Annotated in this window: 13 protein-coding genes and 2 pseudogenes; 5 read left to right on the top strand and 10 right to left on the bottom strand. The window is 65.7% G+C overall.

Going from position 1 to position 18,442, the window contains the following annotated elements; genetic code table 11:
* Positions 1–139: 139 nt before the first annotated feature.
* The 8 genes from ACHMW6_RS02460 to ACHMW6_RS02425 form a co-directional block, all read right to left on the bottom strand.
* Entirely contained in the window at positions 140–1,717 is a 1,578-nt protein-coding gene (locus ACHMW6_RS02460) for a glycine betaine ABC transporter substrate-binding protein (RefSeq protein WP_395408514.1), read from the bottom strand.
* A gap of 155 nt (positions 1,718–1,872) precedes the next feature.
* A complete protein-coding gene (gene hutI, locus ACHMW6_RS02455) occupies positions 1,873–3,135 on the bottom strand; it encodes an imidazolonepropionase (protein WP_395405255.1) in 1,263 nt (420 codons plus the stop codon).
* 7 nt (positions 3,136–3,142) lie between these two features.
* On the bottom strand, positions 3,143–3,727 hold the full coding sequence (locus tag ACHMW6_RS02450) for a HutD family protein (protein ID WP_395405253.1): 585 nt from the start codon (positions 3,725–3,727) through the stop codon (positions 3,143–3,145).
* Positions 3,724–5,091 carry a formimidoylglutamate deiminase gene (locus ACHMW6_RS02445; protein ID WP_395405251.1) on the bottom strand — a complete coding sequence of 456 codons (1,368 nt, stop codon included), beginning with the start codon at positions 5,089–5,091 and terminating at the stop codon, positions 3,724–3,726. The genes ACHMW6_RS02450 and ACHMW6_RS02445 overlap by 4 nt, the downstream gene beginning before the upstream one ends.
* The gene (gene hutG / locus ACHMW6_RS02440) at positions 5,088–5,876 is read right to left on the bottom strand and encodes an N-formylglutamate deformylase (RefSeq protein ID WP_395405249.1); all 789 of its coding nucleotides are present in this window, start codon (positions 5,874–5,876) and stop codon (positions 5,088–5,090) included. Before hutG ends, ACHMW6_RS02445 begins: the two co-directional genes overlap by 4 nt.
* Positions 5,877–5,891: 15 nt before the next feature.
* A complete protein-coding gene (hutH, locus tag ACHMW6_RS02435) occupies positions 5,892–7,436 on the bottom strand; it encodes a histidine ammonia-lyase (protein WP_395405247.1) in 1,545 nt (514 codons plus the stop codon).
* A gap of 80 nt (positions 7,437–7,516) precedes the next feature.
* On the bottom strand, positions 7,517–9,217 hold the full coding sequence (hutU, locus tag ACHMW6_RS02430; RefSeq protein ID WP_395405245.1) for a urocanate hydratase: 1,701 nt from the start codon (positions 9,215–9,217) through the stop codon (positions 7,517–7,519).
* 161 nt (positions 9,218–9,378) lie between these two features.
* Complete coding sequence (locus ACHMW6_RS02425; RefSeq protein WP_395405243.1) at positions 9,379–11,037, bottom strand: amidohydrolase; 1,659 nt, start codon at positions 11,035–11,037, stop codon at positions 9,379–9,381.
* 78 nt (positions 11,038–11,115) lie between these two features.
* Between ACHMW6_RS02425 and ACHMW6_RS02420 the strand changes: the two genes are divergently transcribed.
* The 3 genes and pseudogenes from ACHMW6_RS02420 to ACHMW6_RS02410 all read left to right on the top strand — a co-directional run bounded on the left by ACHMW6_RS02420 (position 11,116) and on the right by ACHMW6_RS02410 (position 13,826).
* Positions 11,116–11,754 (top strand): glutathione S-transferase family protein, encoded by a 639-nt coding sequence (locus ACHMW6_RS02420; protein WP_395405241.1) that lies wholly within the window; start codon positions 11,116–11,118, stop codon positions 11,752–11,754.
* Between the two features lie 66 nt (positions 11,755–11,820).
* Positions 11,821–13,201, top strand: a pseudogene (locus tag ACHMW6_RS02415) (2-hydroxycarboxylate transporter family protein).
* 190 nt (positions 13,202–13,391) lie between these two features.
* Complete coding sequence (locus tag ACHMW6_RS02410) at positions 13,392–13,826, top strand: hypothetical protein (protein WP_395405239.1); 435 nt, start codon at positions 13,392–13,394, stop codon at positions 13,824–13,826.
* Positions 13,827–13,902: 76 nt separating this feature from the next.
* On the opposite strand, the gene ACHMW6_RS02405 is transcribed toward ACHMW6_RS02410, so the two are convergent.
* Both ACHMW6_RS02405 and ada read right to left on the bottom strand, forming a co-directional pair.
* Positions 13,903–14,652, bottom strand: coding sequence for a 2OG-Fe(II) oxygenase (locus ACHMW6_RS02405; protein WP_395405237.1), 750 nt, complete (start codon positions 14,650–14,652; stop codon positions 13,903–13,905).
* On the bottom strand, positions 14,649–15,707 hold the full coding sequence (ada, locus tag ACHMW6_RS02400) for a bifunctional DNA-binding transcriptional regulator/O6-methylguanine-DNA methyltransferase Ada (protein WP_395405235.1): 1,059 nt from the start codon (positions 15,705–15,707) through the stop codon (positions 14,649–14,651). The genes ACHMW6_RS02405 and ada overlap by 4 nt, the downstream gene beginning before the upstream one ends.
* A gap of 130 nt (positions 15,708–15,837) precedes the next feature.
* Between ada and hutC the strand changes: the two genes are divergently transcribed.
* The gene (gene hutC, locus ACHMW6_RS02395; protein WP_395405233.1) at positions 15,838–16,575 is read left to right on the top strand and encodes a histidine utilization repressor; all 738 of its coding nucleotides are present in this window, start codon (positions 15,838–15,840) and stop codon (positions 16,573–16,575) included.
* Between the two features lie 205 nt (positions 16,576–16,780).
* A pseudogene (locus ACHMW6_RS02390) lies at positions 16,781–18,346 on the top strand (ABC transporter substrate-binding protein); the annotation flags it as partial.
* Between the last annotated feature and the right edge of the window lie 96 nt (positions 18,347–18,442).

Genomic DNA, 18,442 nt, shown 5'->3' with positions numbered 1-18,442 from the left:
ACGCGGCTCGTGGTTGCGTGGGTGGGGAAAACCCAGGTGTCAGTTGGGATTGGGGAGATGAATCAACGACTTTAATATAGTCGCTGATCAGTCTGCCTACCCCGTCACTTACAAATTTTTACCAGCCGCCGAGAGTTGCTTACAACTTGTTGCGACGCAATTGCGCGGCGCGCTCCAGCAGTTCGAACACGGCTTGTGTCAGCAGGGCCAATGCTGCGGCGGGGATGGCGCCGGCCAGCAGCAGGTCGTTGTCATTCAGGGCGAGTCCGGTGGTGATGCGTTCGCCGTAACCGCCGGCGCCGATGAAGGCGGCGATCGTCGCCGTACCTACACTCATTACCGCTGCGGTCTTTACGCCGGCCAGGATTACCGGGGCGGCCAGCGGCAATTCAATATGCAGCAGTCTTTGCGCGGGCTTCAGGCCGAGCGCTTCGGCTGCCTGCTTCAACCCCTTCGGCACGGCTTCGATGCCGGTGCAGGCGTTTCTTACGATCGGCAGCAGTGCATAGACGAAGAGCGTGACCAGCGCGGGGCCTGGGCCGATCGCGCCCATTAACGGGATCAGGATGGCCAGCAGGGCAAGCGATGGGATGGTTTGCAGGATGCCTGTTGCGGCCATTACCGGTTGCTTCAGCGCTGGCTGGTATGCGGCCAGGATGCCGAGGGGGATGCCGGCGGCGCAGGCCAATGCTACTGACAGGGCGACCAGGGTGATGTGCTGGCGGGTGAGCGGCCAGAGGTCTTCTGCGAAGAGTCTCGCGGTCAAGGTGGGCTTGGTGGGACTTGCGGAGGGCTGTGCTTGCGGCGCGTCGTTTGCGGGGGGCTTGGCAGGGACGGCGTTGTTTGACGCGCTGGTTGCGGTGGCTGATGCGTCGTCAGCGGCCGTGGACGCGGCGGTGGACGGCGCGGCGGCGGGGTGCTGGGCGAGCCAGGTGCGGGCGATGGCGGCGAAGGGCTGCGACTGGAGCTCGGCGGCGGCGTTCATGGCGATCATGTCGGCGGCGCTGATGCGGTTTTCGAGGCGCTGCTGGATGGCGCGCCATTCGCGGGGGAAGCGGGCGGCGGCGTCGAGCCGGTAGAGCAGGACAGCGTCGTAGCGGGGGAAGTAGCGGCGGTCGTCTTCAAGGACGCGCAAGCCGTATTGGCTGATCTTGGCGTCAGTGGAGTAAATGTCGATGACGTCGACCTGCTTTTGCGCGAGGGCTTCGTAGGCGATGCCGTGATCGAGGCCGCGCGGTTGCTGGCGCAGGCCGTAGCGGGTTGCGAGGCCGGGCCAGCCGTCGGCGCGGCCGATGAATTCGTGGGAGAGACCGAAGCGCATATCCTTTCGCGATGCGAGTTCGCTCAGGGTGCGCGGGGCATTGGGCTCGTTGCGCACGGCCAGGGCGTAGGTGTTGTTGAAGCCGAGCGGGATCGCGACGCCGAGGCCCATCGGCCTCAGTTCCTGCCGCAGCTCTTCGAGCGTGCCGGGCCTGGTGCGCTTCAGGATTTCCTGGTCGATGGTGCCGGTGTATTCGGGGTAGACGTCGATGCTGCCCGACTTCAGCGCTGCCAGCACGATGGCTGTGTTGCCGAGGCCTTGCTTGTGCCCGGCGTGGCCAGCGGATTGGGCGATCAGCTCGCCCAGGATGTAGGATTCGGTGAAGCGTTTCGATCCCACACGCAGTTTATTGTCTTCGGCGTGTGCTGGGGTCAGCAGGCAGAAGGCGGCGAGCAAGGAGAGGATTGCGCGCAGCGCGGCGCCGGCGGCGATTGCGACGCAATGTGCGGACGTGGGCGTTACTCGGTGCAGCGGCGTCGGCGCAGACGCGGGCGCGGTCAGTGCGGCGCGGCCGGATGGCGCGGACAGTGCGGCGGGGGATGGCGGCGGAGTCACCAGGGGGTCGAGGATGCGAGGTGGGGGGCGCGCCAGGCGCCGGCGTTGACGACGGCGTGGCAGGGGTTGAAGCCGATGGCGTAGGACAGGTCGGCGGGGCGCGCGATGCGCCACAGCGCGAAGTCGGCGCGCTTGCCGATTTCGAGAGAGCCGGCTTCGTCCTGCAGACCGAGGGCGCGGGCGGCGTGGATGGTGCAGCCGGCCAGCGCTTCCAGCGGCGTCAGGCGCCACAAGGTGCACACCATATTCATCGCCAGCAGCAGCGACGTCATCGGCGAGGTGCCGGGATTGTTGTCGGTGGCGACGGCCAACGGCACGCCGGCGGCGCGCAGCGCGGCGACAGGAGGCGGCGTGGTGTCGCGCAGGAAGTAGTAGGCGCCGGGCAGCAGCACGGCGACCGTGCCGGCGGCGGCCATGGCGGCGATGCCATCGTCGCTCAGGTGCTCGAGGTGGTCGGCGGAGAGGCCGCCGTAACGCGCCACGAGCGCAGCGCCGCCCTGGTCGGACAACTGCTCGGCATGCAGTTTCACGGGCAGGCCATGCGTGCGTGCGGCCTCGAACACCCGCTCGGTCTGCGCCGCGCTAAAGCCGATGCGCTCGCAGAACGCGTCCACCGCATCGGCCAGGCCCTCTCCTGCCAGCGTTGGGATCATGTCGCACACCAGCTGGACGTAGTCGTCAGCGCGGTCGCGGAACTCGGGCGGCAGAGCGTGAGCACCGAGGAAGGTGGTGCGCACGCGCACCGGCAACACTTCGCAGACGCGACGCGCAACGCGCAGCATCTTGGCTTCAGATTCGAGCGTGAGCCCGTAGCCGGACTTGATCTCGATGGTCGTCACGCCCTCGGCCAGCAAGGCTTCGATGCGCGGCAGGCTTTGCTGCAGCAGTTCATCGTCGGACGCGGCGCGGGTGGCGCGCACGGTGGACATGATGCCGCCGCCGGCACGTGAAATATCTTCATACGTGGCGCCGTTCAGGCGCGCCTCGAATTCGTCGCTGCGGTTGCCGGCGTGGACGATGTGGGTATGGCAGTCGATCAGGCCGGGCGTGAGCCAGCAGCCTTCGCCGTCGCGCACTTCAGCGGCGGCGCCGTGGACCGAAGCGTCGGCAGCGGGGCCGAACCAGGCGATACGGCCATCCTTGACGGCGATGGCGGCGTCGCGCAGCTCACCGTAGCTTGCGCCGGGAGCAGCGCCCGGGGCGGCCATCGTGGCCAGGTGGATGTTGGTGATCAGAAGGTCCCAGGCTGCTGCTGCCATGCTTTGCTTACTCGTCGTTGGGGAAAATATCTACGATGAAGACCGTGGCGTGGCCCGACTCCAGCGTCCACACATCCTCTTTCTCGAGGACGGCGGCATCATAGCGTACCATGGAGATACGTTCGCTGCCGCTGATCAGGGTCAGGCTCTCGCCTTCGGCCAGGAACACGATGGTCGTTTCGCTGCGCCGCTCCAGGGTGGAGAAATCGCGCACCACGCGGCGCTCCAGCTGGTGGTTGCACTGCGCGCGGCGCGTCATGACATTGAAATCCGTCGTCATGCCGCCATCGACGGTGGCGTGCACCTCGATCTCGCCGGGGAAGGCGACGATAGGTTCACGGTCGCTGAGCGCAACGCGGCGCTCGTTGCCCACATCCAGTACCACGCCCGCGCCGTCCACCAGGGACAGGGAACGGTCGATGCCGGGAAATACGGAGAAGGGGCCGGACTGCGTAATGGTGGCCAGGCTGATACGCCAGTCGAAATCGTCAAAGGTGGCGCCGGGTGGGAAGACGGTGATTTCGGTGGTGCTGCCGCCGCCGTTCTTCCACGGCGTGGCATGCAGGCTTGCGTACTGAATCAGTTTGGTCATGATCGTAGCTCGCGCAATTCGGCCAGCGTCTTCTTGAAGCGCGCGGTGATGGCCGGTTGCGCCACGTGCTTCTGGTCGCGCACCACCCACTGGCCGCCGACCATTACGTCTTTGACTAGATTATCATTTCCGCAGAAAACGAGGCTCCCTAAAAGCTCGGAATCGTGCAATCCGTCCAGGTTCGGGTGGTCATCATCCAACACAATAAGGTCGGCGCGCTTGCCCGCGACCAGCGCACCCACCGGCCGGCCGCATGCTTGGGCCCCGCCCTGCAGGGCCGATTGCCACAAGAAGTCGCCGACATCACGCTGTTGTTCGGATACGGCGATATTGCGGCGCTGCTGCGCCAGGCGCTGCCCGTATTCGAGCCAGCGCAATTCCTCGATTGCGGATTGCGAAATATGGCTGTCGCTGCCGATGCCGAACCGTCCGCCTTGCGCGAGGAAAGGCTCGAGCGGGAAGACGCCGTCGCCCAGGTTCGCTTCCGTGGTCGGGCACAGGCCAGCGACCGCGCCGCTTTGCGCGATTGAAGAAATTTCATCTTCGCTGAGGTGGGTGGCGTGCACCAGGCACCAGCGCTGGTCCACCGGCAGCTGGTCGAACAGGTGCTGCACCGGCCGGCGCTGACTGTATTCCAGCGACTGCTGCACCTCGCCCTGCTGCTCGGCGATGTGGATATGCACGGGACGCGCCTTCGGCAAATGTTCCAGCACGTCGCGGATCTGCGCCACGGACGCCGCGCGCAGCGAGTGCGGCGCCACGCCCACTTCCACCTGCACATCGCGCAGCGGTTCCAACTCGCCGATGATCTTCAGCACATCGCGCGCATCGGTGCGAAAGCGCGCCTGCTCGGGCCTGAGCGCCTGCGCGCCGAAACCGGCATAGCTGTAAAGCACCGGCAGCATGGTGATGCCGATGCCCGTGTGGCGCGCGGCGTCAATCACGCGCTGCGCCGTTTCGGAGGCGCGCGGGTACATGCTGCCGTCCGGCGCGCGCTGCACATAATGGAATTCGCACACCGAGGTGTAGCCGTGGCGCAGGCATTCGGTAAACAGCTGGGCCGCGATGGCTTCCATCTGCTCCGGCGTGATATTGCGCGCGAAGCGGTACATCAGGTCGCGCCAGGTCCAGAAACTATCCTTGCTGTCGCCGGCCTTTTCGGTCAGGCCACCCAGCGCGCGCTGGAAGCTGTGCGAATGCAGGTTGATCATGCCGGGCAGGATGTAGCCCACGGACGGGATGCCGGAGGCGGCCACCGCGTTCGTCTGCACGGCGCTCAGGTTGCCGCGGTCGTTCCACTGCAGCAGGACATCCTTGCGCCAGCCTTCCGGCAGCAGCGCGTGGCGCGCGAACAGGGCCTTCATCGTTTCACCCAATCGGCGGCGGTGCGCAGCAGCTGGCGCAACAGCGGCTGGACCTGGGCCGCGAGGTCTTCGCGGTAGCCGAAGGGCGCCGTTTCGTCCATATAGGTGGACTGGCACATCTCCAGCTGGATCGCGTGCACGCCCTGCTCCGGCTGGCCATAGAAGCGCGTGATATGGCCGCCCTTGAAGCGGCCGTTGACGGCCACCGTGAAATTGCCGTCGGCGCGCGCGCATTCGGCGATGGCGTTTGTCAGCGCCGCGGCGCAGCTGGCGCCGTCCGCGCTGCCGAAGTTCAGGTCCGGCAGCTTGCCGTCGAAGAAGCGCGGCACGACGGAGGCGATCGAATGCGCATCCCACAGCACCACCTTGCCATGCTCGGACAACAGGCGGTCCAGCTCCTCGCGCAGCTGCGTGTGGTAAGGCTGCCAGTAGGCGGCCAGGCGGCGCTGGACTTCGGCCTCGGTGGGCTGCTTGCCGGGCAGGTAGAGCGGCTCGCGGTGGAAGGTATCGAGCGGGCACAGGCCGGTCGTGTCCTGGCCCGGATACAGGTTGGTGTTTTCGGGTGGGCGGTTCAGGTCAATCACATAGCGCGACCAGCGCGCCGACAGGGTGGACGCGCCCAGCTCCTGCAGGAAGCCATAGAGCCGGACCAGGTGCCAGTCCGTGTCCGCCCGCTCGCCGGCGGCGGGCGTCATGGTGGCGGCGATATCTTCCGGGATCCCGGTGCCCACATGGGGCATCGACACGAGCAGCGGGATGGTGCCCGCCTTGAAGTGATAGTCCATGCCCTTCCCTCCTCTTTACGGATGCAGCGCCGTGAACAGGTTCTTGCAGGTAGCGCTCAGTTCACCCTTTAGCACCATCTGCTTGGCCGCTTCGATATCGGGTGCGAAGAAGCGGTCGGCGTCGTAGAACGGCACTTGTGCGCGCAATTGCGTGTGCACGTGTTCCAGCTGCGGCGACGTTTTCAGCGGGCGGTGGAAATCGATGCCCTGGGCGGCGGCCAGCAGTTCGATGCCGATGATGGCAGCGGTATTGTGCGCCATTTCGTCCAAACGGCGCGCCGCGAAGGTGGCCATGGACACATGGTCTTCCTGGTTGGCGGAAGTGGGAATGGTGTCCACGCTGGCCGGATGCGCGTGCGACTTGTTTTCTGAAGCGAGGGCGGCTGCCGTCACGTGGGCGATCATGAATCCGGAATTGACGCCCGGGTCGCGCACCAGGAAGGGCGGCAGGCCGGACAGGGTGGCGTCGATCAGCAGCGAGATGCGGCGCTCGGAAATGCTGCCGATTTCGGCGATGGCCAGGGCCAGGGTGTCGGCCGCGAAGGCCACCGGCTCGGCGTGGAAATTGCCGCCGGAGACGACCACGGGGCCATCATCGTTCTGGAACAACAATGGATTGTCGGTAACGGCATTTGCTTCGATCAGCAAGGTGCGGCCGGCGTTGTTGATCAGGTCCATGCAGGCGCCCATGACTTGCGGCTGGCAACGCAGGCAGTACGGGTCCTGCACGCGCTCGTCGCCCACCAGGTGGGAGGCGCGAATGGCGCTGTTGGACACCAGCTGGCGGTAGATGCCGGCAGCGGCGATCTGGCCCGGCTGGCCGCGCACTTCGTGGATGCGCGCGTCGAAGGGCGAATCGGAACCCTTGGCCGCATCCAGCGACAGCGAGCCGGTGACCATGCCCGCTTCGAGCAGGCGTTCGGCCATGAACAGCCCATGCAGGGCCAGCGCGGTGGAGGCCTGGGTGCCGTTGATCAGGGCCAGGCCCTCTTTCGCGGCCAGCACCACGGGCGCAATGCCGGCGGCCTTCAGCGCGTCGGCGGCCTGCATCAGCTCACCGTTCACGCGCACGGGGCCGACGCCGAGGATGGCCAGCGTCATGTGCGACAGCGGGGCCAGGTCGCCGGAGGCGCCCACCGAACCCTTGACCGGGATGGCGGGCATGATGTTGGCGTTGTACAGGGCGATCAGGGTGTCGATCACGAGCTGGCGGATGCCGGAGAAGCCGCGCGCCAGGCTGCCGATCTTGGACAGCATCAGCAGGCGAACCACGTGGTCTGGCATCAGGTCGCCGGTGCCGACGGAGTGCGACAGGATCAGGTTGCGCTGCAGCTGTTCCAGCTTGTCGTCCGGGATGCGGGTCTTGGCCAGCAGGCCGAAGCCGGTGTTGATGCCGTAGGCGGCATCGCCTTTGGCGACGATGTCCTGCACGGCCTGGGCCGAGGCGTTAATGGCGCCGTAGGCTTCGGCGGCCAGGGCGATCTTGCCGTGGGCGGTCCAGGCGGCGCGCAGCTCGGTCAGCGCGAGTTTGCCGGGTTTGAGGGTCAGGGTTGGGGTCATTGGTAGCTCTCTTTAGAACCAAGGGCGTGAACCTGGTGTCTGCCACATCGTGGCAGACACCTGCTTTGGGCCGATGGTTTTTATTTGATCATTGGCAGGTTCAGGCCGTTGCGCTGGGCGCAGGCGATGGCGGATTCGTAGCCGGCGTCGGCGTGGCGCATCACGCCGGAGCCGCTGTCGTTGACCAGCACGCGCGCCAGGCGCTTCGCTGCTTCGTCGGTGCCGTCAGCCACGATGACCACGCCCGCGTGCTGGGAATAGCCCATGCCGACGCCGCCGCCGTGGTGCAGCGAGACCCAGGTCGCGCCGCCGGCAGTGTTCAGCAGGGCGTTCAGCAACGGCCAGTCGGACACGGCGTCGGTGCCGTCGCGCATGCCTTCGGTCTCGCGGTTGGGCGAGGCGACGGAGCCGGTGTCCAGGTGGTCGCGGCCGATCACGATCGGCGCCTTCAGCTCACCCTTGCGCACCATCTCGTTGAAGGCCAGGCCGGCGATGTGGCGCTCGCCCAGGCCCAGCCAGCAGATGCGCGCCGGCAGGCCCTGGAAGGCGATGCGCTCGCGCGCCATGTCCAGCCAGCGGTGCACATTGGCGTGGTGCGGGAACAGTTCCTTGATCTTGGCGTCGGTCTTGTAGATATCTTCCGGGTCGCCGGACAGCGCCACCCAGCGGAACGGGCCGCGGCCTTCGCAGAACTGCGGGCGGATATAGGCCGGCACGAAGCCCGGGAAATCGAAGGCGTTCTGCACGCCCTGGTCGAAGGCGACCTGGCGGATATTGTTGCCGTAGTCGACCACCTTCGCGCCCAACTGCTGGAAGGCCAGCATGGCCTGCACGTGGGCGGCGCAGGAATCGGCGGCGGCGGCTTTCAGCTGGGCGTGGCGCTTCTCGTCCTGCTGCGCGGCCTTCCAGTCGGTCACGCTCCAGCCGCGCGGCAGGTAGCCGTTAATCAGGTCATGCGCCGAGGTCTGGTCGGTGACCAGGTCCGGCACCATGCCGCCGGCCTGGGCACGCTTGACCAGTTCGGGCAGCACTTCGGCCGCGTTGCCCAGCAGGCCGATGGAGATGGCGTCGCCGCGCTCCTTGTGGAAACGGATCATGTCCAGCGCTTCGTCGATGGAGGCGGCCTGCTTGTCCAGGTATTTGGTGCGCAGGCGGAAATCGATGGACGATTGCTGGCACTCGATGTTCAGCGACACGGCGCCGGCGAAGGTGGCGGCCAGCGGCTGCGCGCCGCCCATGCCGCCCAGGCCTGCGGTCAGGATCCAGCGGCCCTTCATGTCGCCGCCGAAGTGCTGGCGGCCCGCTTCGGCGAAGGTTTCGTAGGTGCCCTGCACGATGCCCTGGGTGCCGATATAGATCCAGCTGCCGGCCGTCATCTGGCCGTACATAAACAGGCCCTTGCGGTCCAGTTCATTGAAGTGCTCCCAGTTGGCCCACTTCGGCACCAGGTTGGAATTCGCCAGCAGCACGCGCGGCGCATCCTCGTGGGTCTGGAACACGCCCACCGGCTTGCCGGACTGGATCAGCAGGGTTTCATTGGCTTCCAGTTTTTTCAGCGAGTCGAGGATCTGATCGAAGCATTCCCAGTTGCGCGCGGCGCGGCCGATGCCGCCATAGACGACGAGGTGCTTCGGGTTTTCGGCCACTTCCGCGTCCAGGTTGTTCTGGAGCATGCGGTAGGCGGCTTCGGCGCCCCAGGTCTTGCACACGCGCCCGGAGCCGCGCGGGGCGCGGATTTCGCGGGTGGCGTCGTAGCGGGGATCGTTTTCCAGGTTGCTCATGTCATCTCCTCGTGTGTGGACAAGCGGGCGCGCAGGCCCGCCAATGCAGACAGGATAAGTTGTATAGACAAGCTGAGTCAACTGTTATTTTTTTGAAACCAAAGGCAGAGACTGGTGGCTGCCACGATGTGGCAGCCACCTGGTTTAGGCCTTGGGTTGCTTTACTTTTTGTAGACTTGCTTGCCGCTGACCCAGGTTTCCAGTACGCCTATTTTGCCAATTTCGGCAGCGGGGACGGTGAACAAATCGCGGTCGGTGACGACGAAATCGGCCCATTTGCCCGTTTCCAGGGAGCCGATGGCTTTTTCCTGGTGGGCGGCCCAGGCGGCGTCGATGGTGAAGCAGCGGAAGGCTTCCTGCAGGGTCATGGCCTGTTCCCTGTACCAGCCGCCGGCCGGGAAGTTGGACATATCCTGGCGCGTGACGGCGGCGTGGATGCCCTGGAAGGGATTGGGCGACTCGATCGGGAAGTCCGAGCCGCAGGCGATGCGCGAGCCCTGCTTGAGGAAGGTGCGCCAGGCGTAGGCGCCCTTGATGCGTTCGTGGCCGACGCGCTGTTCGGCCATGTTCTGGTCGGAGGTGGCGTGGGTCGGCTGCATGGAGGGCACGATGCCCAGCTGCCTGAAGCGCGGGATGTCCTTCAGCTGCACGACCTGGGCGTGCTCCATGCGGTGGCGCATTTCAGGCTGGGCGCCCAGTTTGGCGAAGCCGTCCAGCACCTGCTTGTTGCCGGCGTCGCCGATGGCGTGCACATTGACCTGGTAGCCGGCTTTCGCGGCCTTGGCGATCTTCTGCTGCACGTCGCCGTCGGTATAGAACAGCAGGCCGCGCGTGTGCGGGTCGTCGCTGTATGGCTCGATCAGGGCGGCGCCGCGGCTGCCGAGGGCGCCGTCGCTGACCAGCTTCACGGCGCTCAGCGCATACAAGTCGTTGGCGTAGGATTTCAGCGGGCCGTTTTTCGAGAGCTGGTCGAAGTCGGCGCCGGTATCCATGATCATGGCGTAGACGCGCGTGGTCAGTTTGCCGTGGTCGGCGTAGTCGCGGAACAGGCGGTCGGACTTGGCGTCGATGCCGGCATCGTGCACGCTGGTCAGGCCGACGCTGGACAGAGCTTTCAGCGCGCCATCGAGCATGCCGCGCGCTTCGGCTTCGGTGGGCGGCGGCATGACCTTGTCGATGAATTCCATCGCATTATCGACCAGCAGGCCGGTGGCGTTGCCGTTGGCGTCGCGGTCGATCTTGCCGCCGGCGGGGTCCTTGGTGTCCTTGCCGATGCCGGCCAGTTGCAGCGCCTTGCTGTTGACCCACATGGCGTGGCCGTCCACGCGGTGCATCACGGCCGGGCGGTCGGCGACCACGGCATCCAGTTCGGCGGCGGTGGGGAAGCGGCCCAGCTTCCAGATTTCCTGGTTCCAGCCATTGCCGACCACCCAGGCGCGGCCCGGATTGGCTTGCGCGAACTTGCCGATCGCATCGAGCGCGCCTTGCAGCGAGGTTGAGCTGTAGAGTTCCGCGGACGTGGCAATGCTGCCCAGGCCAAACACGTGGCCGTGCGCGTCGATCAGGCCGGGCAGCACGGTCTTGCCGTGCAGGTCGATGCGCGTGTAGCCCATCGCTTTCCTTGCCACCTCCCTGGCGCTGCCGACGGCGACGATGCGGCCCTTGTCGTCAAAGGCCAGCGCGGTGAAGCGCACCAGCTGGTTGTTGGCGTTCAGCGTGTAACCGTTGGCGTTTTCGATGACGGTTCCGGCATGGGCAGCGATGGCGCAGCTTGTGGCGGCGATCGCGGCGGCGGCGAACAGCGTGCGGCGGAAGGGCATTGTCGTGGTCTCCTTGTGGAATTCGAAAGCAAGAAGCAGAGTGTAGCGAAAATGCGGGCGTGGTCCAATGTATTCACCATGATGACCTTATACGACTACCTCCCATCGCAGAACGCCTACAAGGTGCGCCTGCTTCTCAACCACCTGCAGCTGCCCTACCGAACGGAGCTGGTCAGCATCTTCGAGGGCGACGGCCAGCGTCCCGAATTCCTGGCCGTGAACCCGACCGGCGCGGTGCCGGCGCTGCGGCTCGATGACGGGCGCGTGCTGGCGGAATCGAACGCAATTCTCACTTATCTGGCGCATGGCACGCGCTACCTGCCATCCGATCCGTTCGAGGCGGCCAGGGTGCAGCAGTGGATGTCCTTTGAGCAGAACTATGTACTCGCGATTGCATCGCTGCGGCACTGGACGATGACGGGCAAGCTGGCGCGCCGCCCCGAGGCGCTGGTACACATGCGCCGCGAAGGCGGGCTGAAGGCGCTGGACATCCTCGATCGCGAGCTGTCCGCGCGGCCCTTTATTTGTGGCGGCAACTACACGATTGCCGATATATCACTGTTTGCCTATACGCACCGCGCCGATGAAGCGGGCCTGCCGCTGATTGATTTCCCTCATGTTTGCGCGTGGATCGAACGTGTGCGCGCACAGGAAGGCTTCCTCGACCAGCATTATCCCTACTCGATTGACCCATATTCTTCGCGCGAACTGCCGTAGGGGAAAGCGAAATGAAAGCTTGGTTTAGTACAGTGCCGTCATCAGAACATAGCAACAGGAGACGCAATGTACGCCGCCAAACCCCAACAGCCGGCATCCACCGACGCCGGCCCAAACCTCGAAGACAGCGCCCGCCAGGCCGGTGGTAAGACGCCCTGGCATATGTATGCATGGCGCGCGATGGAAATGCGCGTCGGCCTTATACCGCTGCCGATCTTATTTCCTGCTGGCGGCGCTGATCGCCGGCTTCGTCGTGCAGGGCAAGGTGCCGACCGATATTTCGGTGTCGATTGCCGTGCTGGCGATCGGCGGCTTCACCTGCGCAGAATTCGGCAAGCGCCTGCCGGTGCTGCGCCACATCGGCGCGGCGGCGATTTTCGCGACCTTCGTGCCGTCCTTCCTGGTGTACATGCACGCGATTCCGCCGGTGCTGCTGAAGAATGTGTCCGAATTCACCAAGAACAGCAACTTCCTTTACCTGTTCATCGCGTCCATCGTCGTGGGCAGCATTTTCAGCATGGACCGCACGGTGCTGGTGCAGGGCTTCCTGAAGATTTTCGCACCGCTGGCGGCAGGCACCGTCGCGGCGGCGCTGGTGGGCACTGGCGTCGGCACCGCGCTTGGACTGGGCTGGCACCATACGCTGTTCTTCATCGTCATCCCGATCATGGCGGGCGGCGTGGGCGAAGGGGCGATTCCGCTGTCGATCGGCTATGCTGGCATTCTCGGCGTGGCGCAGGGCGATGTCTTTGCCGAGGTGCTGCCGCCGGTGATGCTGGGCAGCCTGAGCGCGATCCTGATGTCCGGAGCGCTGAACTTCGTCGGCAAGCGCTTCCCGCACCTGACCGGCGAAGGCCGTCTGCAACCGGGCGTTGAGCAGGAGTTGCGCGTGGCCGAACTGCCGGCCGGCTCGGTGGACATCGGCCAGATCGCGTCCGCCGGTCTGACTGCGATTTCGCTGTACATGGTCGGCGTGATGTCGCACAAGCTGTTTGAATTCCCTGCGCCGGTGGTGATGCTGTTTATTGCGGTGCTGCTGAAACTGGGGCGCGTGGTGTCGCCGCAACTGCAGCAGGCTTCCAGTGTTGTCTACAAGTTCTTCTCGACGGCGGTCACCTATCCCCTGCTGTTCGCGATCGGCGCCGCAATGACGCCGTGGGAAAAACTGGTTGCGGCTTTCACCGTCGTCAATCTGGTCACGATTGTGGCGACCGTGGCGACGCTGATGGTGACGGGCTTCTTTGTGGGACGCGCGCTCAAGATGTATCCGATCGAAGCGGCGATCATCAACGCTTGCCACAGCGGCCAGGGCGGCACCGGCGATGTCGCCATCCTGACCGCGGCCAACCGCATGCAACTGATGCCGTTCGCGCAGATCGCCACCCGCATCGGCGGCGCGATCGTCGTCACCCTCGCCCTCTTCACGCTGGCGCGACTGAGCGCCTGAGCCCCCTCCTCCTGTACCACCTTCGGCCCGCCTGCGCGGGCCGTTTTTTCGCGCGCGCTGCGGGGAATATGGGGTGTATGTCTCGATTTCGGGATTCTCCTTAAACGACCTTAAACCTCCTCAAACCTCCTTGATTGAACTTATTCCTCCTTTTTTTTATCCAAGCTGAAGAACCAACCGGGAGACCAGCATGGATAACTTCATTTGGAACGTGCCTGCACCGATGCAGGCCTTCATGGATGTCTCGAAGCACATGGACGAGCATGGCATCAAGACGCCGCTGGCCGAGATTGTCGGCCAGGCTCTCTACGCCTGGATCGCGGCAGATCAGGCGGCGCGAAGCATAGAACCTCTCGAATCACTGCACGGTTATCAGTGGAAATCGTTGTTTCTGCCAACGGGGACTGTGCTGCGCACCGTGGTTCGCAAACAGCAATTTGTCGCGCGAGTGGATGGCGACACGCTCGTTGCGGATGGGCAGGCCACTACGCCGGCGCGATTTGCGAGCGCCGCCCATGGCTATGGCTGCAACGCATGGAAATCGATTTGGTTGCTGTTTCCAGGCACGACCGAATGGCTGAGCGCTGACAGCGTGCGCGCTTCCAATTTGAGTAGAAATAAGTAAAAAAATGGAGGTTTGAGGAGGAATAAGGACGTTTAAGGAGTTTCGCGAAATCGAGATATACACCCTCTACTCCCCGTCAGGCCGCGTCATGGAAGATGATGCCGAGGGTGTGGCGGTGGCCGGCGCGCAACCGGCTGACGCCGTGGCGCATGTTGACGCGATACACGCCGCGCGTCCCGTTCACGGGGCGGTGGAAAACAGGAAAGATCACGCAATCGCCCTGCGCCAGCGGCACGACTTCGGTGCGCGATTGCATGCGCGGGCGCTGTTCGGTCAGCACGAACTCGCCGCCTTCGAAGTCGACACCTGGACGCGAAAGCAGGAAGGCTGCCTGCAGCGGGAAGACGTGATCGCCGTACAAGTCCTGATGGAGGCAGTTGTAGTCGCCGGCGCCGTATTGCAGCAGCAAAGGCGTAGGTCGCGTCTGGCCCGCTTCGTGGCAACGGCGCAGGAAGTCGGCGTGGTGCGGCGGAAAGCGCGGCGACAGGTCCATCGCTTCGTACCAGCGGTTGGCGATGCGCGCCAGTGGCGGGTACATTTGCTCGCGCAGTTCGGCGATCAGGTCGGGCAGCGGATAGCGGAAGTATTGGTATTCGCCGCGGCCGAAGCCGTGGCGTTCCATGACGACGCGGCTGCGGAACAGGGCGGGCTCCGCGTAGCAGGATGCGAGCACGGCACATTCCTCCGGCGAGAGCACGTTGCGCACCACCGCGCAGCCGTAGGCGTCCAGATCGGCCTCGATTTGCAGCCAGTCGAAAACCAAAGGCGAAAAGCTGGTGCCAGCCACGAAAGTGGCAGGCACCTGGCTGGCGGCGCGGGCCGTCATTTGGCGCCCTCGCGCTCGAGCAGGGCGGCCTTGCGCTCGACGCCCCAGCGGTAGCCGGAAATCGAACCGTCATTGCGCACTACCCGGTGACAGGGGATGGCGACGGCAATCGCGTTGGCTGCACAAGCGCCGGCCACAGCGCGGGCGCCGCGGGGAGCGCCGACGATCTCGGCCAGTTCGCTGTAGGTGACCGTGCGCCCGGCCGGAATCTCGCGTAAGGCCTGCCAGACGCGCTGCTGGAACGCCGTCCCGCGCACATCCAGAGGAAGATCGAGCCCGATCTCGGGCGCCTCGACGAAGCCGATCACCTGCGCCACCAGGCGGTCATATTCCGGCTCCGCGCCGACCAGCTCCGCCTTGGGAAAACGGTCCTGCAGGTCGCGCGCCAGAGCCTCAGGATCATCGCCCATCAGGATCGAGCATATCCCCTTCTCCGTACTCGCCACCAGGATGGCGCCCAGCGAGCATTGGGCGATCGCGAAGCGGATCCGGGCGCCGGCGCCACCGGCGCGGAAGGCGGACGGCGTCATGCCCAGCGCACCCGGCGTGGCCGCGTAAAAGCGGCCGGAGGAATTGAAGCCCGCCGCATAGATCGCATCCGTCACCGAAGCCTCGGCAGCGAGCCCGGTCTGCATGCGCTGCTTGCGCGACGCGGCCGCATAGGCTTTCGGCGTCAGGCCGGTCACCGACTTGAAAATGCGGTGGAAATGGAAGCGGCTCATGCCCGCCGCCTCGGCCAGCGCCGCCAGGTCCGGCTCGGACTCGGAAGCGTCGATCAGGCGGCACATCTCCCCCACCATGGCCGCGTGGCGCTCGGCCAGCGGCGGCTGGTCCGGCTTGCAGCGCATGCAGGCGCGGAAGCCGGCCGCCTCGGCGTCGGCGGTGGAAGCGTGGAAGGCGACATTGGCGCGCAGCGCCGGCCGCGCCCCGCAGGACGGGCGGCAGTACACGCCGGTGCTGCGCACGGAATAGAAGAATTCCCCGTCCGCGGCCGCATCGCGCCGCTGCACCGCCGCCCAGCGCATCTCGTCGTTCAGGTATTTGGACTTGCTCATGGCCTTGCTCCGCGTAGTCAATCGATGTGCCCATCATAGGCAGGCCGTCCCGCCGCCGCACTCCGGCTCTTGCTTTTGAATTCGGCCCCCCGATGCTAGAATTGCAAGGCACAGACGCCCGGAGAAAAGTTTGGACGACCAACCACAGCAAGACAACAATACTCCCATCTTTCAACGCATCAAGGACTACCTGCTGGCGCAAATTGCCGCCGGCCATTGGAAAGAAGGCGATGTGATCCCTTCCGAGCAGGCCCTGGTCAAGCAATTCGGCGTCTCGCGCATGACCGTCAACCGCGCCGTGCGCGAACTGACCGCCGAAGCCGTGCTGACGCGGCGCCAGGGTTCGGGCACCTTCGTGGCGCAGCAAAAATATCAGGCTACCCTGCTCGAAATCAAGAGCATTGCCGACGAAGTGCGGGCGCGCGGCCACGCCCACCGTTCCAGCCTGCAGCAGCTCGAGCGTGCGCGCGCCAACGAGCTGCTGGCCAAGCAGTTCGACCTGCCGGCCGGCCACCCGCTGTTCCACTCCATCATTGTCCACTTCGAGAACGGCGTGCCGATCCAGGTCGAGGACCGTTGGGTCAACCCGCAGTGCGCGCCCGGCTACATGGAACAGGATTTCACCCACACCACGCCGAATGAATACCTGATGGCGGCCGCTCCCTTGCAGGGCGCAAGCTACAGTGTGGAAGCGCTGATGCCCCCGCGCGACATCGCCGACATGCTGTCGATGGACGCGCGCCAGCCCTGCCTGGTGCTCAAGCGCCAGACCCAGTCGGCCGGCAAGGTGGCCTCGATCGCCACTATGTGGCACCCGGGACACCGCTACCAGTTCGCCGGTAGTTTCGCCCCCGGCAACGGGGCCTGAGCCGGCCGATTGCAAACCACAACAGGCGTAAGTGTTAAAATTGAGACACCTTTCAGCAGAATGATTTCACTTAATTTCTCCATCCGCGGGGAAATGCCATAAGCCATTTCATCGATGCTATAGTTGACCGCACCAAGCCGAAAAAGGTTAGCCCTTGTCGCCACGCCGCTGCCCAACACTGCGTCCTGTCCGTCGCCTGCTGGCTGTGCTGGTGCTCGTCTGCAGCGCGGCCCCGGGCCATGGCGCAGAACAGGTCGCGATACAGCTCAAGTGGCAGCACCAGTTCCAGTTTGCCGGCTATTACGCCGCCCAGGATAAAGGGTATTACCGCGAAGCGGGCCTGGACGTCACCTTGCTCGAAGCCAAGCCCGGCGAAGATCCGGCCCAGGTCGTCCTCGACGGCAAGGCGCAATACGGCGTCGGCGCCAGTGGCCTGCTGCTGCGGCGCGCGGCCGGCCAGCCGGTGGTGGTGCTGGCCTCGATCTTCCAGCATTCGGCCGCCGCGCTGGCGGTGCGGCGCGGCCCGGACGGCAAGCGCGTGCCGTGGAACCACGCGCGCCTGATGCTCTCGCCCGGCGACCATGAAGCGCTGGCCTACCTGCAGCGCGAAGGCGTGCGCCCGGAGCAGCTGGACATCCGCGCGCACAGCTACAGCTATGATGAACTGCTGCAGGGCAAAGTGGACGCCATGTCCGTCTACACCACCAGCGCCCCCTTCGTGCTGGAACGCGCCAACGTCAGCTACGACATGCTGAGCCCGCGCAGCGCCGGCATCGATTTCTACGGCGACGTGCTGTACACCACCGAAAGCGAACTGCGCGAGCACCCGGCGCGGGCGCGCGCCATGCGCGCCGCCACCCTGAAAGGCTGGCGCTACGCCATGGCCCACCCGGGCGAGATCGCCGATCTGATCCGCGCCCGCTACCCGGACCGCAGCTCGCGCGAGCACCTGATCTTCGAGGCGCAGCAGACCGCGCCCCTGCTGGAGCAGAACCTGATCGAGCTGGGCTACAGCAACCCCGTGCGCTGGCAAGCCATTGCCGACACCTACGCCAGCCTGGGCATGCTGCCGCCCGGCTTCCAGCTGGACGGCTTCCTCTACCGCGCCAGCAACGCCACCCCGCCCTGGGAATATGCGGTGGGCGCCGTGCTGGCCGCGCTGGCCCTGGCAGCCGCCTGGCGCTTGCGCAAGCTGAGCCGCGCGCTGCGCGGCGCCGAAGACCGCGTCGACGATGCCGAGCGCATCGCCCACTTCGCGCTGGAAGGCTCGGGCGAAGGCATGTGGGACTGGCAGCCGCAAAAGCCGCTGCTGCACCTGTCGCCGCGCTACTGCGAAATCCTGGGCTACCGCCCGGAGGAACTGACGCCGCGCAATCCCGAGGAATGGTCGGTGCACGTGCACCCGGACGACCGCCAGCGCGTGCTGGACGATACCGCCCGGCTGGACGATCCGGCCAGCGAGCAGGGCCCGTTCATGATGGAATTCCGCATGGCCTGCCGCGACGGCAGCTGGAAATGGGTGCTGGCGCGCGGCATGGTGATGGCGCGCGATGCGGCGGGCCGGCCGCTGCGCCTGTCCGGCACCATCAGCGACATTTCCTACCGCGTGCTGGCCGAGGAAGCGCGCCTGGCCGCCATCCTGGAAGCGCTGCCCGGCGCCATGCTGGTGGCCGACCGCAACGGCCGCGTGCACCAGGCCAACACCGCCTGCGAGCGCTGCTTCGTCTATCCGGAAGGGCAGATGGCCGGCCTGTCGATGGAATTGCTGGTGCCGGGACGTGATGCGCGGCGCGCCCGGCCGCCCGCGCGAGCTGTTCTCGCGGCCGCAGATGCCGGGCCGCGTGCTGACCGCGCGCCGCCACGACGG

This window comes from Pseudoduganella sp. UC29_106 (assembly GCF_044055365.1).
Classification (GTDB): Bacteria; Pseudomonadota; Gammaproteobacteria; order Burkholderiales; family Burkholderiaceae_D; genus Rugamonas.
This window is presented reverse-complemented; position numbering and strand designations above follow the sequence as displayed.